Consider the following 23,229-nt stretch of genomic DNA (forward strand, 5'->3'; position numbering starts at 1 on the left):
GCGTTCGTTCCTCCGCGTGTGGTCCGGCCGTGGCATCTCTCTGATTCGGAGACCGCCGACGCGCGCAAGGACAACAGAAAACTGGACGGCAAAAGAAATCAGCCGGTCGAGTCCGAATTTATGTTGTCGAGCCGCCGCCGAGAAGGTCACCGATACGGAAGAACACATCCGGCACCGCACGAGAAGGCGCGAGGACGATGGCCCGAGGACGCAGAAGACACAGCGCGAGCCCACCGCGACACCGCCGACGCTGGTGGTACGTCGCCTCAGCCGCCGTCGCGACGGCGGCCACCGTGCTGATCGCCTACAGCGTGTGGACGCCGTCCGGAACGGACGGCACGCGCACGACGGCCCACCAGGACACGGCCGCGCGCCCCGCCGTGTCCCGAAGCGCGTCACCCTCGCCGAGCCACAGCGCCTCGCCCTCTCCGTCGCCTTCGGCCTCGCCCTCCCCCAAGGCCGGCGCGTCGGGCAAGAGCACGCCCAAGCCGACCGCCAAGGCGGACGCACCGACGCAGCAGCACCTCTCGACGGCGCCCGCCGGCAAACGCCTGATCACGGTCGTCAACCGCACCCCGAAGACGGTCTGGGCGATCGTCACCAACACGGCCGTCTACCCGAAGGGCCGCCGACTCGCCCCGGGCCAGAGCCTGTCGGTGACCGTGGCGAACAACTGGGGCGGCCGCATCTGGGGCCGCACGCGCTGCACCTCCACGGCCGCCGGCCACTGCGCGACCGGCGACTGCACCAGCGTGTGCGAGGGCGCCAACCCGCCCACCACACTGGGTGAGTTCACGTTCGACGCGTACGCCGGGATGGATTTCTACGACGTGAGCATGGTCGACGGTTCGAACCTGCCGATGTACATCAACATCTCGCACACCACGACCGTCGACCCGGTGAGTTCCTCGGGCTGCTACAAGGGCGTCTGTACCTCGGACGTCGACTGCCCCACCGCCATGCGGGCAACCTCGGGCGGCCAGGTCGTCGGCTGCAAGCCGCCCTGCGCGGCGTTCGGCGGCGACACGTACTGCTGCCGCGGCGCCTGGGCGGGCCGCGACAACTGTGTCCCCTCGAAGTGGCCGGTCGACTACACCCAGGTCTTCAAGCGGGCGGCCCCCTACGCCTACTCGTACGCCTTCGACGACGGGGCGACGATGCCGTGCAAGGGGGCCTGCTACTACAAGGTCACCTTCGGGACGACCGGCCAGTGACCGTGGTCACTCGCCTTCCGGAGTCAGCCGCAACGAGATGGAGTTGATGCAGTACCGCTGATCGGTCGGCGTCGCATACCCCTCGCCCTCGAAGACGTGCCCGAGATGCGACCCGCACCGGGCACACCGCACCTCGGTGCGCACCATCCCGTGCGAGCGGTCCTGGATCAGTTCGACCGCGTCGGTGTCCTTCGGGTCGTAGAAGCTCGGCCAGCCGCAGTGGGACTCGAACTTCTCGGTGGAGGTGAAGAGTTCGGCGCCACAGGCCCGGCAGGAGTAGACGCCCTTCGTCTTGGTGTCGGTGTACTCACCGACGAAGGCGGGCTCCGTGCCGGCCTGCCGCAGCACCGCGTACTCGGCCGGGTTCAGCTCCGCGCGCCATTCCTCGTCCGGCTTTTCGACGTCGTACGACATGAAGCTCAGCCCCTTACTTCGCGAGACGGTCCAGGATCCGCGGGCCGAGGTCTGTCACATCGCCCGCTCCCATGGTGAGAACGAGATCACCGGGCTTCGCCATTCCCGCGACGGCCTCGGGCACGTCCGCCTTGTCATGGACCGGGGTCACGTCGGCGCCCGCGGCGCGCGCGGCCTCGATGATCAGGTCGCTGGTGATGCCGGGGATCGGGTCCTCGCGGGCCGGGTAGATGTCCAGGACCAGCGACGCGTCCGCGAGGGCGAGGGACTGGCCCATCTCCTTGCCGAGTTCCTGGGTGCGGGAGAAGAGGTGGGGCTGGAAGACGACCAGCAGCCGCGCGGAGGAGGCCGCCGCGCGCATCGCCTCCAGGTCGGCGGTCATCTCCGTGGGGTGGTGGGCGTACGAGTCGATCACCTGGACGCCGGCCGCCTCGCCCTTGAGCTGGAGGCGCCGCTTCACGCCCGTGTACGCGGCGAGCGCGGGCGCCAGTTCCGCGGCCGGGATGCCCAGCGCGACGCCCGCGGCGAGAGCCGCGACCGCGTTGCTCGCGTAGTGCCGGCCGGGAACCGAGACCGTGAAGGTGAGTTCCTCGCCGCCCAGAAGGACGGTCACCTCGCTCTTGAGGCCCTGCGCGACCACCGAGAGGATGCGTACGTCGGCGTCCTCCGCCTCGCCGTACGTCACCGTCTTCACCGAGCCGGCCACCCGCCGGGTCAGCTCCCGCGCGCCCTCGTGGTCCGCCGAGATCACCAGCGTGCCGTCCGGCACGATCCGGTCGGCGAAGGTCTGGAAGGACTCGTAGATCTCTTCCATGGAGGCGTAGTTGGCGTGGTGGTCGAGCTCCACGTTGAGGACGATCGCGACCTCGGGGGCGTACTTGTGGAAGCTGCGGTCCGATTCGTCCGCTTCGGCGACGAAGATCTCGCCGTCGCCGTGCAGCGCGTTCGAACCGGGGGCGTCCAGGTCGCCGCCGATCGCGTACGACGGGTCGAGACCCAGCGTGGTCAGGGACACCGCGAGCATCGACGTCGTGGTCGTCTTGCCGTGCGTGCCGGCCACGGCGATCGGGCGCAGCCCGTCCATCAGGCGGGCCAGGGCATCCGAGCGGTGGACGACCGGGATGCCCAGCTCGGCCGCGCGCGCCAGCTCGGGGTTGTCCTTGCGGATCGCCGACGACACGACCACGCAGGTGGCGTCGTCGGCGAGGTGCTCCGCCGCATGCCCGATGTGCACGGTGGCGCCCAGGGAGCGCAGGGCGTCGGCGGTCGCGGAGTCCTTGGCGTCGCTGCCCGCGACCTTCGCCCCGCGCTGCGCGAGGATCTTGGCGATCCCCGACATCCCGGCCCCGCCGATGCCGATGAAGTGCGGTCGGTCCATGGCGGTGGGAAGGCCGGGTGCCATGCGTGTCTCCCTGTGCGTGCTGGTTCCGTACTGGTACGGCGGATGTTCAGCGGCCAGCCTATTCGGTGCCACCGACAATCACGGACACCCGCCGGCCGCTACTCCTTGCTGTGCGAGAACAGCTTCAGCACCGGTACGCCGACCTTGTGACGGGCGCGCGAGGCCCAGTCACGGTGGAAGAACTCCTCCACGTAGTGGGGATCGGTCAGCACGATCACCTCGTCCGCGCCGATCTCGTCCACGAGGGTCTTCAGCGCGTCCAGCGGGTGGTCCTCGATGAGCCGCCCCTGTGCCTCGCTGCCGGCCGCGTGCAGGGCCGTCAGGGACACCTCCAGCGCCTGCGCGCCGAGCGCCGCCGCGTCCTTGCCCTCGGGGGTCTCCCGCTCGTGTGCCGCCTCGTCGAGTTCGCCGAGGGCGACGTCGTCGATGGCCCGCAGCAGGCGGTCCGCCTGGTCGCCGCGGGGCTGGAGCAACACGTGGAAGGAGACGGTCTCGTCACCGTGCAAGGTGGTGACGAACTCCACGTCGGCGGACGTAAGGGCCTTCTCGATCATCAGTACGCTTGTGAACACCAGGCGCCCCTTCTCCTTCGAGGACCCGTGGGCCCTCTCTCCTCCGTGGGCCGTCCAGGCCCTGCGGAAACCATCCTGCCCCGTGATCGCACGGGTACTGCCGGATTTAGTGTGCCCGTCGAAAGACAAACGGAACGGATCATTCCGCCCGCTCTCAGGTCCGACGGTAACGACCGAACAGGAACCCGGCCTCTTCCAGCAGGGACACCAGTTCGAAGCGATGGGGAACCTTAACCGACGGCCCGCCGGAGATCCGCTGCGCGTCCCCCGCCACGAGCATCGGCGAGAGCGCCAGACACAGCTCGTCGAGCACCCCGGCGGCCACGAACTGCCCGAGCAGCCGCGGCCCGCCCTCGGTCAGCAGCCGGGTGTGCCCCAGGGCGGCCAGCGCCGCTACGGCCCGTGCGGGGTCGACGCCCGCGCCGTCACCGGCGACCACCACACGGGCGCCCGCCTTCTCGGCGGCCGCGATCCGGTCCGACGGCGCCTGGGCGCCCGTCAGGATCAGGGTCGGCACCAGGGGCGAGGTGAAAAGCGGAAGCGCGAAGTCCAGGTCGAGGCTCGCGGTGACGACCGCGATCACGGGAGCGGGCGTCTGTCCGGCACGCGTGCGTGCCGCCGCGAACTCCTCACGCGCGCGTGCGGGCCGATAGCCCTCCTGGCGTACCGTTTCCGCACCGACGACCACGACATCGGCCAGCGCCCTGAGGGTGCCGAAGATCCGCATGTCGGCAGCACCGGAGATGGGCTGCGAGCGGCCCTCGTGCTGACCTGCCCCGTCGAGCGTGGACACCATGTTGGCGCGCAGCCAGGGGGCGTTCCCGGCGGGGTAGGCGTACGCCTCCGCCAGCTCGGCGAGCCCCCACTCCCGGTCCGTCCCAGGCGCATCGGGGCCCCCGTTCGAGGCCTGGGCTGCTGTTTCGTCGGTCACAGGGAACAGGCGTCGCATGTCGTGCAGTGTGGCACGGCCCTTAGAGTGGTGAACCGTGTCGTCCTCCACTGCCGCCTCCGGGATCAGCCCGATAGCAGACGCGGCCCCGCTGTCCCTGTGCGCCCGTGAGCCGTTCGTCCCCGCGGACCGGCTGGTCGCCGAGATGGTGCCGCCGCCGCGCTTCGACTCGGTGCGCTTCGCCACGTACATCCCGGACCCGAACCAGCCCAGCCAGACCGAGGCGGTCGGTGTCCTGGAGACCTTCGCCGCCGGACTCGGCGGGGCGCACGCCGCCGGCACCGCCAAGCGCGGCTTCCTGGGCTTCGGCAAGGGCAAGGCCGCCAAGACGCCCGCGGGCCCCCGTGGTGTCTACCTGGACGGCGGCTACGGCGTCGGCAAGACCCACCTCCTGGCCTCCCTCTGGCACGCGACCCCGGCCGAGCCCTCGCTCAAGGCCTTCGGCACCTTCGTCGAGCTGACGAACCTGGTGGGCGCGCTCGGCTTCCAGAAGACGGTCCAGACGCTCTCCGGCCACCGCCTGCTGTGCATCGACGAGTTCGAGCTGGACGACCCGGGCGACACCGTCCTCGTGTCGAGCCTGCTCGGCAGGCTGGTCGACGCGGGCGTCGCGCTCGCCGCCACCTCCAACACCCTGCCGGGCAAGCTCGGCGAGGGCCGGTTCGCGTCCGTCGACTTCCTGCGCGAGATCCAGGGCCTGTCCGCGCACTTCCGCTCGCTGCGCATCGACGGCGACGACTACCGCCACCGCGGCCTGCCCGAGGCCCCGGCCCCGTTCTCGGACGAGCAGGTGACGAAGGCGGCGTACGCCACCGCCGGCGCCTCCCTCGACGACTTCCCGCACCTGCTGGCCCACCTCGCGAAGGTCCACCCCAGCCGCTACGGCGCCCTCACCGACGACCTGGAAGCCGTCTGCCTCACCGACGTCCAGCCGGTGCCCGACCAGTCGACCGCGCTGCGGCTCGTCGTCCTCGCGGACCGGCTCTACGACCGTGAAGTGCCCGTCCTGGCCTCGGGGTTGCCCTTCGACCAGCTGTTCAGCGAGGAGATGCTGAACGGCGGCTACCGCAAGAAGTACTTCCGCGCGATCTCCCGCCTCACCGCGCTGGCCCGGGACGCCAAGGGCCTCGTCAAAACCGCTTAGTTCACGCCAGCCCAGGCGCGGTTTTCACGCTCTCTTACATCGGAAACGCTGCGTTAACCCTGCAAACAACTTCACCGGGTTACCGTGTTACTTGACCAGCCGTTGACCTGGCCTTGGTCTGTACTAGAAACACGAACCAGCCGAAGGGGGGCGCATGTTCCGAGGTAAGACGGCTCGGACCGTCGTGACGCTCCTCACCGCCGTCCTGTTCGCTCTCCAGTTCTTCGCATCCATGGAATCCTTCGCACCCGCGCACACAGTGCGTCATGCGGAGGCCAAGACACAGCCCGGTCTCAAGCTCAGCGGCAAGGCCCTGCGCGCCGAGACGATCACGTTCCGCGACTGCGGCGCCCCCGGGACTCCCACCGTCCCGCTGCGCCTGCGCGACCGTTACCGCTCCGCCGACTGCGGTCCGGAGACACCCGAGCGCCCGCTCCTCACAGCGGACCCGGCCGCCGTACGCACGTCGGTGGCGCCCGGCACGGCGCGGCACCGCACATCGAGATCCTCAACAGCACACACTCCGGCGGCACTTCAGGTCTTCCGCTGCTGAGAGCCGGGCAGGCAGTCACTTCCCCCACGCACACTGTCATGCAAGCCCGACGCGCCCCGAGGGCGCGCCAGGAGGAGTACACACTTCATGCAGCCCCTCATCGACAACGCCCGTACGTTCGGACAACGCCCTGAGGAGTTCGCCAAACTCGCTGAAGGCCAGTCCCCGCAGGTCCTGTTCATCACCTGCTCCGACTCCAGGGTCGTCCCGGCCCTGATCACGGGCGCCCGCCCCGGCCAACTCTTCGAGCTGCGCACCGCCGGCAACATCGTCCCGCCGTACGCCTCCCAACACCCCACCAGCGAGGCGTGCACCATCGAGTACGCGGTTGAGGTTCTCGGCGTCTCCGACATCGTGGTCTGCGGCCACTCGCACTGCGGCGCCGTCGGCGCGCTGGTGCGCGGCGACGACCTGACCGCCGTACCGGCCGTGCGCGACTGGCTCACGCACGCCACTCCGCGGCCGGAAGGCGCGGTCGAGGACCCCGCCGTGTCCGAAGGCGTGCAGAGCCACGTCCTGACGCAGCTGCTCAGGCTGCGCTCGTACCCGTACATCGAGAAGAAGCTGAAGGACCGTCAACTGTCGCTGCACGCATGGTTCTACGAGGTCCACACCGGTGCCGTCCTCACGCACGACCCGGCAACCGACACCTTCAAGGCCCTGTGAGCGTCGCGATGTTGACCAAATTCCCTCATCTGCGGCAGGACTTCGCCGCTTCCCTCGTCGTGTTCCTGGTCGCGCTCCCGCTCTGCGTGGGCGTGGCCGTCGCCTCCGGTGTGCCGGCCGAACTCGGCCTGGTCACCGGCATCGTGGGCGGGCTCGTCACCGGATTCATGCGGGGCAGCAGCCTCCAGGTGTCCGGGCCCGCCGCCGGTCTGACCGTGCTGGTCTTCGAGGCGGTGCGGGAGTACGGACTGCCCGCCCTCGGAGTCATCGTGCTCACCACCGGTGTCCTTCAGATCGCCATGGGCGTCCTGAAGTTGGGGCGCTACTTCCGGGCCATCTCGGTCTCGGTCGTCGAGGGCATGCTGGCCGGTATCGGACTGGTGCTGATCGCCGGGCAGTTGTACTCGGTGGCGGGGGCGAAGGCCCCCGCCTCGGGCCTGGACAAGATAGTCGAACTGCCCGGCGCGCTCGTCGACGCCGTCGGGAGCACGAAGGCGCTGGCCTCGCTCGCGCTGGGCGCCGCCACCATCGCCGTCCTGGTGCTGTGGAAGCGGATGCCGGCCAAGGTCCGTACGGTGCCGGGTCCGTTGGCCGCCGTAGGACTGGCGACGCTCGCCGCGCTCGCCTTCGGGCTGCCGGTGGCGACCGTCGAGGTGCAGGGGCTGCTCGGTTCGTTGCAGCCGCCGCCGCTGAGCTCGTTCGGTGAGCTGGCGCATGTCGGTGTGCTGGGCACGATCGTCGCGTTCACGTTGATCGCGTCCGCCGAGTCGCTGTTCAGCGCGGCGGCAGTCGACCGCCTGCACTCCGGTCGACGCACCCAGTACGACAAGGAGTTGGTGGCGCAGGGCGCGGGCAACGCGCTGTGCGGGATGCTCGGCGCGCTGCCGATGACCGCGGTGATCGTGCGCAGTGCGGCGAACGTGCAGGCGGGCGCGCGGACGAAGGCGTCCCGGGTGCTGCACGGCGTATGGCTGCTGCTGTTCGCCGCCCTGCTGCCGAACGTCCTCGCGTACATCCCGATCCCGGCCCTGGCGGGCATCCTGGTGCACGCCGGTGCCAAGCTGATCCCGGTCCGGGAGATCGCGTCGCTGTGGCGCGAGCACCGGGGCGAGGCGCTGATCCTGGTCGTCACGGCCCTGTCGATCGTCGCGGTCAGCATGTTCGAGGGCGTCCTCATCGGCCTCGCGCTGGCCGTCGCGAAGACGGCGTGGGAGGCCTCGCACATCAAGCTGGAGGTCGTCGACAAGGGCGCGGGCCCGGTGCAGGCGTACCTGTCGGGCAACGCGACCTTCCTGCGGCTGCCGAAGATCCTCGACAGCCTGGAGGCGCTCCCCCAGGACCGGCCGGTCGAACTGCACCTCTCCGGCCTGCACCACCTCGACCACGCCTGCCGTACGGCCCTGGAGAACTGGGCGGAGCGGCACAGCGCGGCCGGTACCGAGCCGGTGAAGGTCACGGCGATCGAGGTCACAGCCGTGAAGTAGCGGCGGCGGTGCCTGCTCCGGAGTGATCGTGGCCCCGGAGCAGGCACCGGGCATACCCTTGCAGGAGCAGACAAAGCGACCTCTCCGCAAGGAGGTCAGGATGCTCCAGGAACTGCTGGTGGCGGGCGCGGCGGCCGGTTCCGCGTGCGTGGTGTACGTCGCCGCGGCGGCCAGGGTCGTCAAGCAGTACGAGCGCGGGGTCGTCTTCCGCCTCGGGCGGGTGGCCGGCGAGGTGCGGGCACCCGGCTTCACGATGGTCGTCCCGTTCGTGGACAAGCTCCGCAAGGTCAACATGCAGATCGTGACGATGCCGGTGCCCGCACAGGAGGGCATCACCCGCGACAACGTGACGGTCCGGGTGGACGCGGTCGTCTATTTCAAGGTCGTCAACGCGGCCGACGCGATCGTCACGGTCGAGGACTACCGCTTCGCGGTCTCACAGATGGCCCAGACGTCACTGCGGTCGATCATCGGCAAGAGCGACCTCGACGATCTGCTCTCCAGTCGCGAAAAGCTCAACCAGGGGCTGGAGTTGATGATCGACAGCCCGGCCGTCGGCTGGGGTGTGCAGATCGACCGGGTCGAGATCAAGGACGTGTCGCTGCCCGAGACGATGAAGCGGTCGATGGCGCGGCAGGCCGAGGCCGACCGCGAACGCCGGGCCCGGATCATCAACGCGGACGCCGAGTTGCAGGCCTCGAAGAAACTCGCCGAGGCCGCCGAGCAGATGTCCGAACAGCCCGCCGCACTCCAACTCCGCCTGCTGCAAACGGTGGTGGCGGTCGCGGCCGAGAAGAACTCGACGCTGGTGCTCCCCTTCCCGGTCGAACTGCTGCGCTTCCTGGAGCGGGCACAACCTCAACAACCGCCTCCGGCCGCGCCGCCGCCCGGCGTCGAGCAGTAACTCGCCGTCCTGCGCCCGGAGTTCACGATCGCCGTCGCCGGCCGCGGGCGGGACGGGGGTGGTTCGTCCGCGCCCGGCACCCCCCCCAGCGAATCGCGGTCACGAGTACGGGTACGGGTACGGCACGTTCCCGCGCGACGGCGAGCAGGTGACACCGCCAGCGGCCTGCGCGGGCGGGCCGGCGAACCGCTCCTACCCCGACGACGACGCACGACACACCTCGCGTCGGGCACGCCGACCGGCCGTCACCGTCGCCGTCACCGTCGCTGACTGGCGGGCCCCGCCCCCGCGCCGGAGGATCGAGGGAGCCGACCGAAGGGGTGTCCCATGACCAAGAAGGGCGCGAAGCGCGAGAACGGGAAGAAGAGCAGGCCGCCCGCCCTCACCGAGCTGCTGCGCGTTCCCGCCGGCCGACCGGTCGACCTCTCCTCCTACGACGCCACGGCCACCCCCGGCGGCCCCGCCGACAAGGCCGCCGGCCTCAAGGACACCGCCCGGATGGGCGAAGACCTGGCCGACCTGCAGGAACGCCTGTGGGCGGCGAGCACGGCCGGCGACGGGCGCCGCCTGCTCCTGGTCCTCCAGGGCATGGACACCAGCGGCAAGGGCGGCACGGTCAAGCACGTCATCGGCCTGTTCAACCCCTCCGGCTGCCGGATCAGCGCCTTCAAGGCACCCACACCGGAGGAGCGGAAGCACGACTTCCTCTGGCGGATCAGGCGGGCCCTCCCGCACCCCGGCGAGATCGGCATCTTCGACCGCTCCCACTACGAGGACGTCCTCATCGGCCGCGTCCGCGAACTCGCCCCGCACCGCGAGATCAACGACCGCTACACCCAGATCAACCGCTTCGAGAAATCCCTCACCGACGACGGCGTGACCGTCGTCAAGTGCTTCCTCCACATCTCCTACGACCAGCAACAGCGCCGCCTGCTCGAACGGCTCGACAACCCGGACAAGCACTGGAAGTTCAACCCCGGCGACATCGCGGAACGCGCGCTCTGGCCCGCGTACCAGCAGGCGTACGAGATCGCCCTCGACCGCTGCTCCACGCCGGAGGCCCCCTGGTACCTGGTCCCGGCCGACCGCAAGTGGTACCGCAACTGGGCGATCAGCCGCCTGCTCCTGGAACACCTGACGGCACTGGATCCGCAGTACCCGAAGGCGGACTTCGACGTGGCCAAGTGCCGGGAGCAGCTGCTGAGTTCGGGCTGAGCGGGGACCGGTACGGTGCGTCCATGGCATGGGACGGACCGACGTACCGGATGGTGGACGGGGAGCGGATCGACGGGGTGTGGTGTCACGTCTGGCGACGGCACGACCTCGGCACGAAGTACTACGTCGACGATCTCGTCGTGTACGCCGACGGAAGCGTCTCCTGCGGCGCCGAGGACCTGCCCGGCCTGAAGAAACACCTGGACACGGGCCGGTTGGCGCTGACGCCTCCCGACGCTCCCGTCAAGCTGGATGAGCGGTCGAAGTGGGAGTCCCGGTGGGGCGAGCCGCGTACTCAGGAGAGTTTTCTGCTGGAAGTCGCCGACCGGGTCGAGGAGTTGAACGGCCGGCCGACCGCCGCACGGCGCTGTTGGGACGCCGCGGGGCGCTACGCCCGGGAGCCGAGCGAGGCGAACCGGGAGCTGTTGCGGGCGGCGTATCTCGCCGTACCGCAGCATCTGCGCATCTACGTGCTCGGCGACATGGACCTCCTGGACCGTCCACTGCGGATCCTCCTCACCGACGTGCGCACGCATGTCGACGGGGACGGCCCCCTGGTGACCACGGAGATGCACGAGAGTGGGCTGGAGTACTTCCGCCGCCAGGCTGAGGCGATCGCGGCGGCCGAGCGGCAGCGGGCCGCGCTCCACGCCGACGACCCGGTCACGGCCGGGCGGGCGACCGTCATCTCGCACCAGACCGTCTACCCGCGGGGCCGGCCGGCCGAGCCGGACCTGTTCGTGCTGCGGAACGACTTCCCCGCGCCCATCGCCTACGACGGCGAGACGTACCCGTCCGTCCTGCACGGTTACTGGGCCCTGTCCGCGGCCGACCCCGCCGACCGTGCCCGTATCCGCGAGGCGCCCGCCGGCCGGGACGCACAGGAGCTGGGCGGTCAAGTCGCACGGCGGGACGGCTGGACCGGGCTGCGGCTCGCGGTGATGGCCGGGCTGCTGCGGGCCAAGTTCACCCAGCATCCGGAACTCGCGGCGGTCCTGCTCGGCACGGAGGACGCGCGCATCGGCTACACCGGCTACTCGGACGCGCCGTTCTGGCTCCACGCCCGCGACGACCGGGGGCGCAACTGGGTGGGCCGGCTGCTGGAGCTGGTGCGGTCGGAACTCGTGCTGGCGCGAGAGACGTAGGGAATCCGCCGGACCCACGGAATCCGCCGGACGCGGGGAGCCCAGAGGACGCAGGGACGCAGGGGACCCAAGCGGTGCATATAACCGAATAATCCCTTTCGCTACGTTACGTTCGCTCGGTGACCATTCGAGTACGACGAGTCGCCGCCGCCTGTGCACTCGGCGCCGCGCTCACCGCCTGCGGGGCCCCCTCGGCGCCCCACGCCAGCCGTCCGGCGCCCAGCGCGCCCACCGCCGCCGTCTCGCGGCCGCCCACTCTCGCGCCCGGCCCCGCCGGTCTGACCCCGGTCTTCAAGAACGGTCCACGAGTGGACGGCAAGACCGTCGCGCTGACCTTCGACGCCGACATGACCGCCGATGAGGGGCCGCGCGCGGCGGCGGGCGAGCACTTCGACAATCCGCGGCTCATCGCCACGCTGCGCACACTGAAGGTGCCGGCGACCGTGTTCATGACGGGCCGGTGGGCCGACGAGTACCCGGCCGAGGCCCGCGCCATCGGACGGGACCCGCAGTTCGAGATCGCCAACCACTCCTACAGCCACTACGCCTTCACCGGCGACTGCTACGGCCTGCCGACCGTCGCCCCGGACCGGATGAAGGCCGATGTGGAGCGGGCGTACACCGCTTTCAAGAAGGCGGGCGTGCCGAACGCGATGCCGTACTTCCGCTTCCCCGGCGGGTGTTACGACCGGCAGGCGCTGAAGACGCTGAGCGCGGTCGGTGTCACGGCGGTGCAGTGGGACGTGGTGAGCGGCGACGCGTTCGCGACGGACTCGGACGCCGTGGCCCAGCAGGTGCTGGAGGGTGTGAAGCCCGGCTCGGTCGTCGTCATGCACTGCACGCGCAGCGCCGCCCCGGCGACCGAACGGGCCGTCCGCACGATCGTGCCCGAGCTGCGGAAGAAGGGGTACCGGTTCGTCAAGGTCTCCGAGCTGATCGGGGCCACGGACCGGCACCGCTGAGGTCGGCTGAAGTTGGCGCGCTCCTCTTACGCTGGTCCCATGAGCGACGAAGAGCCGGCGCCGGCGTACGCGGAGTGTGTGCTGTGCCAGGAACCGACCGAGTACCCGGAGTCGTACAAGGGGATCACGCTGTGCCCCGTCTGCGAGTGGCAGGAGGCACAGCGCACCGCCTGTTCAGGGTGAACGGCGGGAGGTGAGTGCGCAGGTCACGGCGGTCGCGGCCGCCGTGACCAGGGCGGCCCCGGCCAGGGGCAGCAGCGGCACCGGAACCGTGCCGGACCGCGAGCCGGTGACCAGACCGCTGACGGCCGCCTGCGCCGGGGAACCGGTCACCACCACGGACAGCAGCGCCGCCAGCAGCATCGCCGGCACCGCGCGGCCCGGTGAGCGCAGCAACGGCCAGTTGGTGAGCGCGCCGACCGCCGTGCCGAGCAGGGCGCAGGCCAGGGTCGCGAGCAGGCCGGCCGCGCCGGCCGCGGGGAGCGGCACCCGGGTGCGGTGATCGGCGCTCGCCGGGTCGCTGATCAGCGTGACGACGAGGGTCGCCACCGTGCCGAGCACGGCCGCGGTGATCAGCGCGACCAGCAGACAGGCGAGGTGCGCCCGCGCGGGTCCGACCGCCGCCGCGACACAACTGCGCGCCGCGGGCGGCTCGTTGGTCGTACAGATCCGCACCAGCCAGGCCGCTACGGGGAGCAGGGCCGCGGCCGTGTAACCGAGCGAGTCGAGCACCGGCTGGCCGCCCTGGACGCCGATGCCCAGGAACGCGACGTACAGGATGAACGGCGGGAGCCAGCGCTGCGAGCGCAGGAGAAGGGCGGCCTGGTAGCGCAGGAGGGCCGTCATCGCGGTCATCACGGTCACCGGGGGCTTTCGTCGTCGAGGGGGAGGTCCGCACGCTGGTTCAGGCTGACCACGTGCCAGGGCGGGCGGGCCGCGAGCAGGGCGCGGAGCAGGACGTCCGAGTGGGAGGCGGGGACGGTGAGGCGGTACGTGCCCGGGGTGATCTCCATGGACGAGGTGAGCAACTGGCCCGTCCCAGCCGGGAGTTGGCCTCCCGGCGGGCCCTGGACGTCCAGCGCGACCTGCGGTCCGGACGGTGAAGTGGGCTTGCCCGTACGGAGGTTGAGGGTTCCGTCCGTGACCGTGTACGTCGCGTCGGGTGCCCCCGCGAGGCGGCGCGGGTCGTGGTCGACGAAGACGACGGTTCCGCCGGCCGCCGTGCGTTCCGCTACGGCCCGTTCCAACTCCGCCCTCGCGTCCTCGTCCAGGCCGGTCCACGCCTCGTCCAGGACCAGCAACTCCGGCTCGGCGAGCAGGGCCTGGGCTACGGCGACCTTCTGGCTGCTGCCCTTCGAGAGGCGGGTCATGGGGGTGCGGGCGTATGCGCCGGCGCCGAAGCGGTCCAGCCACTCGGCGGCGGAGCGGGCTGCCGTCGTACGGGAGAGGCCGTGCACCGTGCCTAGGTGGGTGAGGTACGCCTCGGCGGTGAACGGGAGTGCCTGGGGGAAGCGTTCGGGGACGTATGCCGTGCGGGGGCGGCCGGTGATCTTGCCTTCGGTGGGGGCGTCTATGCGGGCGAGTAGGCGGAGGAGGGTGGACTTGCCGGTGCCGTTGGGGCCGTCTACGCGGGTGAGGGTTCCGGGCGCCAATTCCAGGTTTACGGCGCGGAGGATCCAGGGGCCGTGGATTCCGTAGCGGCGGCCGACGTTGTTCAGCCGTAGATCGCTTCGCATCGGGGCATTCTCTCGCAGGAGAGGTCGGGTGAACATGTCGTTCGGCGACTGCGGGTTCGTTGTGGCTGGTCGCGCAGTTCCCCGCGCCCCTTGGGTGGGTCCCCCATGGCGGTGCTTTCAAGAGCCGCTCCTTTGCCTGGCAGACTGGAGGCTGTGACCAGTGATTCCACCGTTTCCGGCGGCGATGTCGACCCGTTTCGTAATGAGCCCACCGTGCGCGACGAGGCTCCGCAGTTCGTGCTGCCCCTTGTTGTGCGGATCGAGCGGGATGCTCCCCCGGCTCGTACGGACGCGCTGGAGACCGCTGCCCGGGCCGTGTTGACGATCCTCAGTGATGAGCGGGCCGTCGGGGACGGGGAGTGGGCGCAGGTCATGCGGGACTGGCAGGACGCGCGCATCCGGAAGGTGGTCCGGCGGGCACGCGGGGCGGAGTGGCTGCGGGCCGAGGCGCTGCCGGGCATCACCGTGACCGGCAAGTCCGCGGAGGTACGGGTCTTCCCGCCCGTACCGCTCGACGGCTGGCCCAAGGACCTGGCCCGGCTCCAGGTCTCCGGCACCGACCTCGACGACCCCGAACCGCCGGCCGACGCGGACCCCACGGCACCGGTGCTCTGGCTGAACCCCGACCTCGACATGTCCGCCGGCAAGACCATGGCCCAGACCGGCCACGGTGCCCAACTGGCCTGGTGGGAACTGTCGGACGAGGACCGGACCGCCTGGCGCCAGGCGGGCTTCCCCCTCTCCGTCCGCACCGCCGCCCCCGCCCAGTGGGCCGAACTCACCGGCAGCGGGCTGCCGTTGGTCCGGGACGCCGGCTTCACCGAGGTCGTGCCGGGCTCGGCGACCGTCGTGGCGGAGCATCCGGCGCTGCGGCGACGAGGCTGAGCCGACGCGCCCGAAGCGCCTGAAGCGCCCGCGCCGACCGTCGAGGAAGTCGTACGGCCGTATCGGCGGCCTGCCCAGCCGTGTCGGAGCCTGCCCGGCCGGGGCAACGGCCGGTCGGCCGACGCCCCTTCGGGGCCGCGCGGTCTTCGTCCGCCCGCTCAACTCGGCGCCGCCGCCCCCTCCTACTCCTCGTCCTCGTCCTCGGGTGCCGCCTGCGCTGCCCGGGATCTGGCGTCGCGGCGGTCCAGCCGGCTCAGCACCGGAACCGTCATGACCGTGGTGACCAGGGCGACAAGGACGAGCGCGGTGAACAGCTCCTCGCTGACGATGCCGGCCGACAGCCCGATGTTGAGCGCGATCAGCTGCATGAGACCGCGGGCGTTCATCAGGGCGCCGACCCCGACGGCCACCGGGCCGGGTTCGCCGCGCAGCCGGGCGGCGGCCCAGCAGCCACCGAACTTGCCGACCACCGCCACGACGACCGCGGCCGCCCCGAACAGCAGCACGGGCGGGTCGGAGAAGACGTCGAACCGGGTGTTCAGGCCGGAGTAGGTGAAGAACATCGGCACGAACACCACCTGGGTGACGGACTGGGTGGTCCGCACCAGCCGTTCGGACGCCTCGCCGCGCGGCATGGCCATCCCCACGCAGAACGCCCCGAACACGGAGTACAGGCCGCTGATGTCCGTGAACCAGGCCGCGCAGAACAGCGGGGCGACCGTGAAGAGGAGGCGGGTGTCGTCGCCGAGGCCCGGGCGGTTCACGATCCAGGCCGGCGACGCGTCGTGGCCGGGCGCTGTTCCTGCGAGGTGTCGTTCGTGAGCCAGGGTGCCCTGGTCACGGGCGGCCGGGTGAGGTGCGCGTCAGCGGTGGCGGGCCGGGCGATCAGCCGGTCAGCCGGTCAGCCGGAACGGTCGCGCCTAGCTGGCGGGCGGAGCGATTCAGGAAAGGTCGCTGTGGCGGCCGGGGACAGCGCAACTGGGCGTTCTGGCAGGGGCATTGGCAGACCCTCCAACAGATTTCCCGTTGAAAACCCAATGAGCACGTTAGTGACGAGCTGTGGACGCGGGCAACAGCGGCACCGGGATGACAGCAATCCGACAGGTACCCCGGGCAACTTCCGCTCCCCGGGCGGAGATTAACGCCGGTGGCAACCGCACGGCCGACCTGGACTACCCCTGCCGGCTGTCGACGGCCCCGGGTCCGGCCGGAGCGGGCCGGGTCCACGGGATCAGTGCCGGAACGCGGGCGCGATACGCCTCGTAAGCCGCCCCGAACTGCCCGGCCATCATCCCGTCCTCTATGCGCACCCGGCGCAGCAGCCAAGGCACAGCCACGGCCAGGAACACGATCCACACACCGAAACCGCAGGCCAGCATCCCGCCGAAGACCAGCCCCAGGAGCCCGGTGTAGATCGGGTGCCGCACTATTCGGTACGGGCCCTCGGTGCGCAGTTCGTGGTGTTCGTGGACCAGCGGGATGCTGGCCCACATGACGCCCAGCACCCAACGGGCCCACAGCAGCAGACCGGTAGAGGCCACGGCGAGCACCGCGCCCAGGATCGCGAGCTCGGGCTGCCAGTACTGGAGGTGGTGCCAGAAGGAGTCCGGAGTGTGGTTGACCAGTAGGGAGAACGCGCAGCACCCTGCGATCAGCAGAGCCCGTTGCGGCAGGGTTCGGCGCAGGCCCTGCGCCCAGCCCCGGGACCCGGCCTCGCCCTTCACGCCGAAGTAGACGGCGCCCGCGATCCAGGCCACGACGAAGATCGCGGCGCAGATGCCGGTGAGAGCGACGAGTGCGGAATGTAGTGAGCCCATGGCACAAGGCTGCGCCCCGACCCGCGTCGATCACCACCACCCACGGGCTGATTCAGCGGCTCCACCCTCGGGTGGAGATCCATGACGCACGGTTGAAGTGACTCAGATCACGACGGATCGTGGCATCGGGCAGCCCTGCCGCAGCGTCCCCCTTCTGAAAGTCCGCGAGGGGGAACCGACAGTGCACCGTGGCTACATGTGGGTCGACCGCGAGCTGGCCCGGATGGACCCGGACACCGACTGGGAGCGCATGATCTCGCTCTACGTCGGCCACCGCGTCCCCGAGTTCGCGCTGGCGATGATGGTCTATCCGGGCACCATGCGCATGATGCAGCCGGGCTTCGGAGCCGCCACCCTGGCCCACACCGGGAAGCTGGAGACGCGACCCCGACGGCGCTTCGAGGACGGCAACAAGTTCCTGATGGCCTGGATGGTGGACGGGTTGTCGAGCGCTGCGGGCCGCGAGGCCGCCGAGCGGCTCAACCGCATCCACCTCGCCGTCTCCCGCGGAACGCCTCACCTGCCCGGCAACTTCGACGACGTCGACGACTTCGTCTATCCCCTGGTCCTGCTGGCCACGTCCGCCGACCGTCTCCAGACCTCGCTCGGCCTGCCGGGTACGAGCGAGAACATGAGGATCGCCTGGCATCGCTGGGCGCAGACCCTCTTCCGCCTCCTGGTGCGCGAGTCCGGCCCGCTGGCCGACGAGGCCTTCCCGGAGGACTGGGACGCGATGACGGAATTCGCCCTGAAGTTTGAGTCCCGGCCGTACGAGGAGACGGAGTCCGGCCACCGGGTGGCGACCGCGATGATGGAGTTCTTCGCTGAGTACTGGTTCCCCACCCCCTTACGGGCGTTCGGCAGGGACCTGACCCGGTATCTCGCCGGTGAGCGAGTCTGCCGGCTCCATCGGATCGGCTGGCTCTCCCCTCGCCGCGAGCGTGCCGTCCGCGTCTTCCTGAAGTGCGCGTTCCTCGCCCAGCGTCTGCTGCCCGACTACCGCAGGCCGCTTCCCCAGCGGCTACGGCAGACCCGGCGCGGGCCGTCCGCCGGCAGCACTCCCTGAGGGTGAGGCGCCTCAACTACCCAGCATCTTCAAGGTCCTTCGATGCCACACCAACGGGCTCCTCTCCTCGTCGGACCGCATCGCGAGCACCCGCAGCACGATGATGTCGTGGTCGCCGGCCGGATAGCTGTGCTCGACGGTGCACTCCAGCCACACCGGTGCGCCGTCGAGGAAGATCGCGCCGGATTCCGCCTCCACCGTGCGCAGGTCGGTGAAGCGGCCCGCCTTGCTGCGCGAGCCGAGTTGGCGGGCCTTGTCGCTGTGGCCCTCGCCCAGGACGGAGACTCCGATGGCCTGCGCACGGGACAGCAACGGCCAGGTGGTCGAGGTGTGTTGGGCAGCGAAGGAGACCATGGGCGGGTTGTGGGAGACGCCGACCGCGAACGACGAGACGATCATGACGGTCGGATCGCCGTGGACGCGTGCGGAGAGGGCCGCGACGCCCGACGGGAACCCGGAGAACGCACTCGTGATCTCCCCGGGGTCCGAGGTGATGCCGTCCAGATTCTCCAGGCCTTCCATGGCCGTCATCGTGCAACCCCCGTCTGCATTACGCCTCATGAGGCCTCATCAGGCTTCATCACGCGACTCCTGTGGGTAGTTGTGGCGCGGCGGACACCGCGAGGGGTCCGCTGCCGGGAGGCTCGGTACGGAGAAGTGCGCACGCGAGGAGACAGAGCACTCCGACCGCCGCGAGCCCGCCCAGCGTCGTCGCGTAGCCGTGCCCGGCCAGCAGAACCGCGCACACCGCGCTGCCCAGCACAGCGCCGAGTTGCTTCATGGCGTTGAAGGTTCCGGACGCCGCCCCGACCTCGTCCGGGCCGACCGAGGTCACCGCCGCGATCGAAAGAGGCGACCAGACAAAGGAGTTGGCCACTCCGTACACCGCGAAGGTCGCGGTCAGCGCGGCGATCGGGGCGTCCGTCGCGACGAGCACCGCCGACGTCCCGATGGACAGGACGAGGGCGCCGGAACCGATGACGGCGACCGCGCGGGACCCGATCCCGTTGTTGAGCCGGGCCGACACCGGAGCCCCCAACAGGCAGACCACGCCCATCGGTACGAGGGTGAGGGCGGCCGCGCCCGCGTCGAGCCCGCGCTCCCGCTGGAGGTACAGCATCAGCGGGATCATCGCCGACCCGGAGCAGAAGGCCGCCGCGGCACCGGCCCAGGCCGCGACGACGAACCCCCGCCTGCGCAGCAACTCGACCGGCACCAGGGCACGTTGACCGTCCCGGCGCTGGAACCACACCACACCCGCGACGACCACCACACCCACGACGACGAGCAACCACCGTGGCACGCCCAGCACTTCACCACGCGCCGCGTCCGTGCCCTGGATGCCGATCACCAGCGCGCCGACACCGCTCGCGTTCGCGCAGATCGCCCACACGGGGATGCGCGCCTCCTGTCGCGGCAGGACCGGTACGAACACGGCCACGGCCACCAACGCGCCGACGCCGACAGGAACGTTGACCCAGAACACCGCCGGCCAGCCCCCGGCGGCGACAAGGAAACCGCCCAGCAGCGGTCCGACGGCCACCGCGGCTCCGCCGACCGCGCCCCAGACCCCTAGTGCCACGGCGAGCCGCGGCGGCCGGAACAGCGCCTTGATCAGGGTCAGGCACTGCGGTGTCATCAGCGCGGCACCGATGCCCTGCACCACCCGCCATGCGACAAGTGCCGTGATGGAGGCGGCGGTTGCGCACAGCAGCGACCCGAGCGTGAAGGCCGCAAGCCCGACCAGGTGGACGCGCCGGTGACCGTAGCGATCCCCCAGTCGTCCCGCGACGACCAACGGCACCGCGTAGGCGATGAGATAGCCGCTGTTGACCCACATCGCGGCGGTCTCGTCGGCGTGCAGTCCGCTGATCAGGGACGGCAGCGCGACCGAGGTGATCGTGCTGTCCAGCAGGAGCATGAAGAAGCCGGTGCAGAGGCTGCCGAGTGCGAACCAGTCGCGCCGCACGCCCGCACCCACGTCCCCATCCCCGCCCGCACCCGCACCCGCACCCGGCGCAGGCATCTCAAACTGCCAGGTTCTCGCGGAGAGTCGGCCCCTGGTACGGCGGCGCGAGCGCACCGCGGCGGCGCAGTTCGGGCAGCAGCAGTTCGCTGATCCCGGCGAAGCCGGAGGGCATGGCCAGCGGGCTGGAGAACATGAAGCCGCCGCGCGATCCGGTCGCGGCGAAGTTCTCCTCCAACGCGTCGGCCACGGTGGCCGGGTCGCCGACCACACTGTGGTCCAGGCCCGTCGCCCGCCCCCGTCCGTGCGCGAAGAACTCGCTGCGGCTCATGGTGTGGTCCGCGCCGAACTCCGCGACGAGCGAGCCGACGATCCCCGCGGGACTCGCGTTGGCCGCCGCCAACTCGTCGCGCAGTTCACCCAGTTGGAAAGATGCCGGAAGCGTCGAGAAGTCGTAACCGGCGTTGTGCGACAGGTAGGTGGCGACGGCCTCCTCGTTCCAGAACTCGTGCACCGCCTCGCAGCGTGCCAGCGCCTCGGCCTTCGTACGGCCGACGATCACCTGGGTCGCCCACAGGATGCCCACGTGTTCCGGGTCCCGCCCCTCGGCCAGGAGCGCCTCGTCGAGCAGCTTCCGGTGGCGCTGCTGGCCGGCGAGGTTGCCGCCGAAGCCGAAGACGAGGTCGGCGAAGCGGGCCGAAGCGGCGATGCCCCGGGGCGAGTTGCCCGCCTGGACGATGAGCGGGTGGTACTGCGGGCCGGGTACGGACGCGAGCGGACCCTTGACGGTGAAGAAGATCCCGTCGTGGTCGATGGGGTGCACCTTCTCGGGGTCGGCGAACCGGCCCGTGCTCCGGTCGCGGACGATGGCGTCCGGCGCGACGGAGTCCCACAACGCCCGGCAGACGTCGACGAATTCCTCCATCCGCTCGTAGCGCAGGTCGTGGTCCATCAGCTCGGCGAACCCGTAGTTGGCCGCGTCGGCGCCGCGTGTGGAGGCGACCACGTTGAACGCGATCCGGCCGCCGGTCACATGGTCGAGCGAGTTCAACAGCCGGGCCACGTAGAAGGGATGCATGAACGTCGAGGAGTACGTCAGCCCGAAGCCGACCTTCTCCGTCACCGTGGACATCGCGGCGATCACCGGCGCCATGTCGTGGCGCGGCCACTGGATGCCCCACTCCACGGCCGGTGCGATGCTGCCCCGCCAGGTGCTGGGGATGCCGCTGCCGTCACCGAAGAACAGCAGGCCCACGCCCGCGCGTTCGGCGGTCTGCGCCAGCTCCATGAACATACGGACGTCCGGGAAGTCCCGCCCGATCCAGGAGCCCTGTCGAGCCCAGGCGCCTTCGGTGTGGGTGAAGGAGAGGTCGTAGCCGATGTGCATTCCGGTCATCGCGCGGCCTTCTTCCACAGCTCGGCCACTTCGTCCGCGTCGCTCAACACGGCGACGTTCAGGCCCAGTTGGAACAGGGCGGCGGCGTTGACGTGGTGGTCATAGGCGGTCGTCGCGTCCTGCGGTACGACGACGGGCCAGTCGAGTTGGACGGCGTCCTGGGCGGTGGCGTACACGCAGCACTCGCTGGTCAGGCCGACGACGGTGAGCCAGTCGTGGCCGGCGGCGCGCAGCCGCGCGTCGAGATCGGTGCCGAGGAAGCCGCTGTAGCCGCGCTTGACGACCCGCGACTCCCCCTCCTCCGGCCGCATTCGATACCACTCGGCGCCGGGTGTGCCGACGCGGCACGGCTCGTCCGGGCTCATGGGTGCGGCGTAGTCGCCCTCGCGCAGCCAGTTGCTCGACCGCCACGGCCGCGCCGGGTCGCTGCCCAACTCCACCCAGACGACCGGCACTTCGGCGGCGCGCGCGGTGTCGACGAGCTCGGCGATCCGGGTGACCGTCCGGTCGAGGGTTGCCAGCGCCGTGTCCGTCAGGCCGTACGCCCCCAGTCGGTCCGGATCGGCGAAGTCGCGTTGTACGTCGACCACGACGAGCGCGGGCCTGCTGAACGCCCCCGCGAGCTGGGCGAGTTGTCTGTCCCGCAGGTCGGACATCAGGCCGCCACCTCGTCGCGGGCGCGCAGTTCGGGCAGCACGGTCTCGCCGAACAGCAGCATGTCCTCGTCGTACTCCGGGAAGATCAGCATGAGTCCGTCGAGGTCGGCCTCCCGCACGATGTACTCGATGTGCTCGGTGACCGTACGGGTCGAACCGGCGACGTACGGCGTCTGGAAGGCCGCCTCCCCGTTGGCGCCGTCGGCCCACGCGCGGGCCTGGTCCGCGGGGACGCCCCAGGTGTGCCGCATATGGGCGAGGGCCTCGCGGTCTACGCCCGCGCCCCACTCCTTCACCTTCTTGACGGCCAGTTCGTCGGTGTCGTCCTGGACGACGGTGAGCATCGAATACGTCTTGCAGGCACGGCCGTTGGCCTTCGCCCGTGCGTGCACATCGGCGGAGAGCGACCGCATGTCGTCGAGGCTGTCGGCGGCGAGGAAGGCACCGTCGGCGTACCGGGCCTGGAACCGCCGCGCGTCCTCGGACCGGCCCGCGCTGATGATGGTCGGCCGGGTCGCCGGATGCGGACGGGACTCGCAGTCGACGAGGTCGAAGTACGGGGTGCGCATGGTGACCGAGTCCTCGGTCCACAGCCGGGTGACCGCCTCCGCCCACAGCTCCGTCATCCGGTAACGGTCCTCGTGGCTCAACTCCGGGTCCCAGTCCCCGAATTGCTCGAACTCCCCCGCGTACGAACCGTTCACGATGTTCATCCCGGCGCGGCCACCGGAAATGTCCTGAAGGGTGGTGAGCATCTTCGCCGCGACGGCGGGATTGTGGATATTCGCGTGCAGGGTCGCCCAGATCTTGACCCGGCTGGTCGCCTCGGCGAGCGCCGCCATCATCGTCATCGACTCCAGCGAGCGGCCCCAGTGGTCCGTACTCCCGCCGAAACCACGCCACTTGGCCATCGACATCACGAAGTCGAGCCCGATGCTCTCCGCGTGCACGGCGGCACGCTTGTTGTACGCGTAGGTCGCCTCGGGATGAGGCGCGGTGGTGGACAGCATCCAGCCGCCGTTCCCGATGGGAAGGAAGATTCCATACTCTTTCGCGGACACGTCACGCGCCTTTCTACGGCTC

Annotated in this window: 25 protein-coding genes; 12 read left to right on the top strand and 13 right to left on the bottom strand. The window is 70.5% G+C overall.

All coding sequences use genetic code 11. The features are described from left to right. The first annotated feature begins 197 nt into the window (after positions 1-197). Positions 198-1,214 carry a thaumatin family protein gene (locus OG714_RS13865; protein ID WP_406120952.1) on the top strand — a complete coding sequence of 339 codons (1,017 nt, stop codon included), beginning with the start codon at positions 198-200 and terminating at the stop codon, positions 1,212-1,214. A gap of 6 nt (positions 1,215-1,220) precedes the next feature. Here the strand turns inward: OG714_RS13865 and msrB are convergent, their stop codons facing one another. The 4 genes from msrB to OG714_RS13885 all read right to left on the bottom strand — a co-directional run bounded on the left by msrB (position 1,221) and on the right by OG714_RS13885 (position 4,551). Beyond that, entirely contained in the window at positions 1,221-1,628 is a 408-nt protein-coding gene (gene msrB / locus OG714_RS13870; protein WP_363095400.1) for a peptide-methionine (R)-S-oxide reductase MsrB, read from the bottom strand. Positions 1,629-1,641: 13 nt separating this feature from the next. Then, positions 1,642-3,030 carry a UDP-N-acetylmuramate--L-alanine ligase gene (murC, locus tag OG714_RS13875; RefSeq protein WP_406120954.1) on the bottom strand — a complete coding sequence of 463 codons (1,389 nt, stop codon included), beginning with the start codon at positions 3,028-3,030 and terminating at the stop codon, positions 1,642-1,644. A gap of 98 nt (positions 3,031-3,128) precedes the next feature. Next, complete coding sequence (locus OG714_RS13880) at positions 3,129-3,602, bottom strand: indole-3-glycerol phosphate synthase (RefSeq protein WP_406120955.1); 474 nt, start codon at positions 3,600-3,602, stop codon at positions 3,129-3,131. 154 nt (positions 3,603-3,756) lie between these two features. Further along, positions 3,757-4,551, bottom strand: a complete 795-nt coding sequence (locus OG714_RS13885) for a pyrimidine reductase family protein (protein ID WP_406120957.1) — start codon at positions 4,549-4,551, stop codon at positions 3,757-3,759. 37 nt (positions 4,552-4,588) lie between these two features. Here OG714_RS13885 and zapE point away from each other — a divergent pair, with 37 nt between their 5' ends. From zapE to OG714_RS13930, 9 genes are all read left to right on the top strand, one after another. Then, positions 4,589-5,695, top strand: coding sequence for a cell division protein ZapE (zapE, locus tag OG714_RS13890; protein ID WP_406120959.1), 1,107 nt, complete (start codon positions 4,589-4,591; stop codon positions 5,693-5,695). A 154-nt stretch (positions 5,696-5,849) separates the two neighbouring features. Continuing rightward, positions 5,850-6,248: a hypothetical protein gene (locus OG714_RS13895; RefSeq protein ID WP_406120961.1), complete on the top strand. Its 399-nt coding sequence runs from the start codon at positions 5,850-5,852 to the stop codon at positions 6,246-6,248. Between the two features lie 87 nt (positions 6,249-6,335). After that, the gene (locus OG714_RS13900) at positions 6,336-6,914 is read left to right on the top strand and encodes a carbonic anhydrase (RefSeq protein WP_406120963.1); all 579 of its coding nucleotides are present in this window, start codon (positions 6,336-6,338) and stop codon (positions 6,912-6,914) included. A gap of 8 nt (positions 6,915-6,922) precedes the next feature. Then, entirely contained in the window at positions 6,923-8,398 is a 1,476-nt protein-coding gene (locus OG714_RS13905) for a SulP family inorganic anion transporter (RefSeq protein ID WP_406120965.1), read from the top strand. Between the two features lie 100 nt (positions 8,399-8,498). Then, on the top strand, positions 8,499-9,302 hold the full coding sequence (locus OG714_RS13910; protein WP_406120966.1) for a slipin family protein: 804 nt from the start codon (positions 8,499-8,501) through the stop codon (positions 9,300-9,302). A 327-nt stretch (positions 9,303-9,629) separates the two neighbouring features. Beyond that, positions 9,630-10,517, top strand: coding sequence for a PPK2 family polyphosphate kinase (locus tag OG714_RS13915; RefSeq protein WP_406120968.1), 888 nt, complete (start codon positions 9,630-9,632; stop codon positions 10,515-10,517). A gap of 23 nt (positions 10,518-10,540) precedes the next feature. Further along, a complete protein-coding gene (locus OG714_RS13920; protein ID WP_406120970.1) occupies positions 10,541-11,662 on the top strand; it encodes an NADAR family protein in 1,122 nt (373 codons plus the stop codon). A 119-nt stretch (positions 11,663-11,781) separates the two neighbouring features. Beyond that, positions 11,782-12,624: a polysaccharide deacetylase family protein gene (locus OG714_RS13925; RefSeq protein ID WP_406120972.1), complete on the top strand. Its 843-nt coding sequence runs from the start codon at positions 11,782-11,784 to the stop codon at positions 12,622-12,624. Positions 12,625-12,663: 39 nt separating this feature from the next. Continuing rightward, the gene (locus OG714_RS13930; RefSeq protein WP_317888587.1) at positions 12,664-12,807 is read left to right on the top strand and encodes a hypothetical protein; all 144 of its coding nucleotides are present in this window, start codon (positions 12,664-12,666) and stop codon (positions 12,805-12,807) included. On the opposite strand, the gene OG714_RS13935 is transcribed toward OG714_RS13930, so the two are convergent. Both OG714_RS13935 and OG714_RS13940 read right to left on the bottom strand, forming a co-directional pair. Beyond that, entirely contained in the window at positions 12,799-13,470 is a 672-nt protein-coding gene (locus OG714_RS13935) for an ABC transporter (RefSeq protein ID WP_406131816.1), read from the bottom strand. The genes OG714_RS13930 and OG714_RS13935 overlap by 9 nt on opposite strands. Before the next feature lie 14 nt (positions 13,471-13,484). Continuing rightward, a complete protein-coding gene (locus OG714_RS13940; RefSeq protein ID WP_406120974.1) occupies positions 13,485-14,360 on the bottom strand; it encodes an ATP-binding cassette domain-containing protein in 876 nt (291 codons plus the stop codon). Positions 14,361-14,513: 153 nt separating this feature from the next. Here OG714_RS13940 and OG714_RS13945 point away from each other — a divergent pair, with 153 nt between their 5' ends. Further along, positions 14,514-15,245: a peptidyl-tRNA hydrolase gene (locus tag OG714_RS13945; protein ID WP_406120976.1), complete on the top strand. Its 732-nt coding sequence runs from the start codon at positions 14,514-14,516 to the stop codon at positions 15,243-15,245. Positions 15,246-15,427: 182 nt separating this feature from the next. On the opposite strand, the gene OG714_RS13950 is transcribed toward OG714_RS13945, so the two are convergent. After that, entirely contained in the window at positions 15,428-16,009 is a 582-nt protein-coding gene (locus OG714_RS13950; protein WP_406120977.1) for a cation:proton antiporter, read from the bottom strand. Positions 16,010-16,417: 408 nt separating this feature from the next. Continuing rightward, complete coding sequence (locus OG714_RS13955; RefSeq protein ID WP_406120979.1) at positions 16,418-17,062, bottom strand: methyltransferase family protein; 645 nt, start codon at positions 17,060-17,062, stop codon at positions 16,418-16,420. A 196-nt stretch (positions 17,063-17,258) separates the two neighbouring features. Between OG714_RS13955 and OG714_RS13960 the strand changes: the two genes are divergently transcribed. Next, positions 17,259-18,128 carry a DUF2236 domain-containing protein gene (locus OG714_RS13960; protein ID WP_406120981.1) on the top strand — a complete coding sequence of 290 codons (870 nt, stop codon included), beginning with the start codon at positions 17,259-17,261 and terminating at the stop codon, positions 18,126-18,128. Between the two features lie 12 nt (positions 18,129-18,140). Here the strand turns inward: OG714_RS13960 and OG714_RS13965 are convergent, their stop codons facing one another. Genes OG714_RS13965 through OG714_RS13985 form a run of 5 tightly spaced genes read right to left on the bottom strand, consistent with a single transcriptional unit; the run spans position 18,141 to position 23,207 of the window. Then, the gene (locus OG714_RS13965; protein ID WP_406120982.1) at positions 18,141-18,659 is read right to left on the bottom strand and encodes a flavin reductase family protein; all 519 of its coding nucleotides are present in this window, start codon (positions 18,657-18,659) and stop codon (positions 18,141-18,143) included. 49 nt (positions 18,660-18,708) lie between these two features. Further along, complete coding sequence (locus OG714_RS13970) at positions 18,709-20,109, bottom strand: MFS transporter (RefSeq protein ID WP_406120984.1); 1,401 nt, start codon at positions 20,107-20,109, stop codon at positions 18,709-18,711. Positions 20,110-20,155: 46 nt separating this feature from the next. After that, on the bottom strand, positions 20,156-21,490 hold the full coding sequence (locus OG714_RS13975) for an NtaA/DmoA family FMN-dependent monooxygenase (RefSeq protein WP_406120986.1): 1,335 nt from the start codon (positions 21,488-21,490) through the stop codon (positions 20,156-20,158). Further along, positions 21,487-22,146, bottom strand: a complete 660-nt coding sequence (locus OG714_RS13980; protein ID WP_406120988.1) for a cysteine hydrolase family protein — start codon at positions 22,144-22,146, stop codon at positions 21,487-21,489. The genes OG714_RS13975 and OG714_RS13980 overlap by 4 nt, the downstream gene beginning before the upstream one ends. Then, positions 22,146-23,207 (bottom strand): LLM class flavin-dependent oxidoreductase, encoded by a 1,062-nt coding sequence (locus tag OG714_RS13985; protein ID WP_406120990.1) that lies wholly within the window; start codon positions 23,205-23,207, stop codon positions 22,146-22,148. Before OG714_RS13985 ends, OG714_RS13980 begins: the two co-directional genes overlap by 1 nt. Positions 23,208-23,229 lie beyond the last annotated feature (22 nt).

This window comes from Streptomyces sp. NBC_00989 (assembly GCF_045162655.1).
Classification (GTDB): domain Bacteria; phylum Actinomycetota; class Actinomycetes; order Streptomycetales; family Streptomycetaceae; genus Streptomyces.

What these genes read in the sequence shown, in the direction of transcription:
- OG714_RS13930 (WP_317888587.1), top strand. Translation starts at nt 12,664, where the DNA reads ATGAGCGACGAAGAGCCGGCGCCGGCGTACGCGGAGTGTGTGCTGTGC.
- OG714_RS13865 (WP_406120952.1), top strand. Translation starts at nt 198, where the DNA reads ATGGCCCGAGGACGCAGAAGACACAGCGCGAGCCCACCGCGACACCGC.
- OG714_RS13885 (WP_406120957.1), bottom strand. Translation starts at nt 4,551, where the DNA reads ATGCGACGCCTGTTCCCTGTGACCGACGAAACAGCAGCCCAGGCCTCG.
- murC (WP_406120954.1), bottom strand. Translation starts at nt 3,030, where the DNA reads ATGGCACCCGGCCTTCCCACCGCCATGGACCGACCGCACTTCATCGGC.
- msrB (WP_363095400.1), bottom strand. Translation starts at nt 1,628, where the DNA reads ATGTCGTACGACGTCGAAAAGCCGGACGAGGAATGGCGCGCGGAGCTG.
- OG714_RS13965 (WP_406120982.1), bottom strand. Translation starts at nt 18,659, where the DNA reads ATGACGGCCATGGAAGGCCTGGAGAATCTGGACGGCATCACCTCGGAC.
- OG714_RS13940 (WP_406120974.1), bottom strand. Translation starts at nt 14,360, where the DNA reads ATGCGAAGCGATCTACGGCTGAACAACGTCGGCCGCCGCTACGGAATC.
- OG714_RS13935 (WP_406131816.1), bottom strand. Translation starts at nt 13,470, where the DNA reads ATGACGGCCCTCCTGCGCTACCAGGCCGCCCTTCTCCTGCGCTCGCAG.
- OG714_RS13960 (WP_406120981.1), top strand. Translation starts at nt 17,259, where the DNA reads ATGTGGGTCGACCGCGAGCTGGCCCGGATGGACCCGGACACCGACTGG.
- OG714_RS13915 (WP_406120968.1), top strand. Translation starts at nt 9,630, where the DNA reads ATGACCAAGAAGGGCGCGAAGCGCGAGAACGGGAAGAAGAGCAGGCCG.
- OG714_RS13920 (WP_406120970.1), top strand. Translation starts at nt 10,541, where the DNA reads ATGGCATGGGACGGACCGACGTACCGGATGGTGGACGGGGAGCGGATC.
- OG714_RS13955 (WP_406120979.1), bottom strand. Translation starts at nt 17,062, where the DNA reads ATGGGCTCACTACATTCCGCACTCGTCGCTCTCACCGGCATCTGCGCC.
- OG714_RS13980 (WP_406120988.1), bottom strand. Translation starts at nt 22,146, where the DNA reads ATGTCCGACCTGCGGGACAGACAACTCGCCCAGCTCGCGGGGGCGTTC.
- OG714_RS13895 (WP_406120961.1), top strand. Translation starts at nt 5,850, where the DNA reads ATGTTCCGAGGTAAGACGGCTCGGACCGTCGTGACGCTCCTCACCGCC.
- OG714_RS13910 (WP_406120966.1), top strand. Translation starts at nt 8,499, where the DNA reads ATGCTCCAGGAACTGCTGGTGGCGGGCGCGGCGGCCGGTTCCGCGTGC.
- OG714_RS13905 (WP_406120965.1), top strand. Translation starts at nt 6,923, where the DNA reads ATGTTGACCAAATTCCCTCATCTGCGGCAGGACTTCGCCGCTTCCCTC.
- OG714_RS13975 (WP_406120986.1), bottom strand. Translation starts at nt 21,490, where the DNA reads ATGACCGGAATGCACATCGGCTACGACCTCTCCTTCACCCACACCGAA.
- OG714_RS13900 (WP_406120963.1), top strand. Translation starts at nt 6,336, where the DNA reads ATGCAGCCCCTCATCGACAACGCCCGTACGTTCGGACAACGCCCTGAG.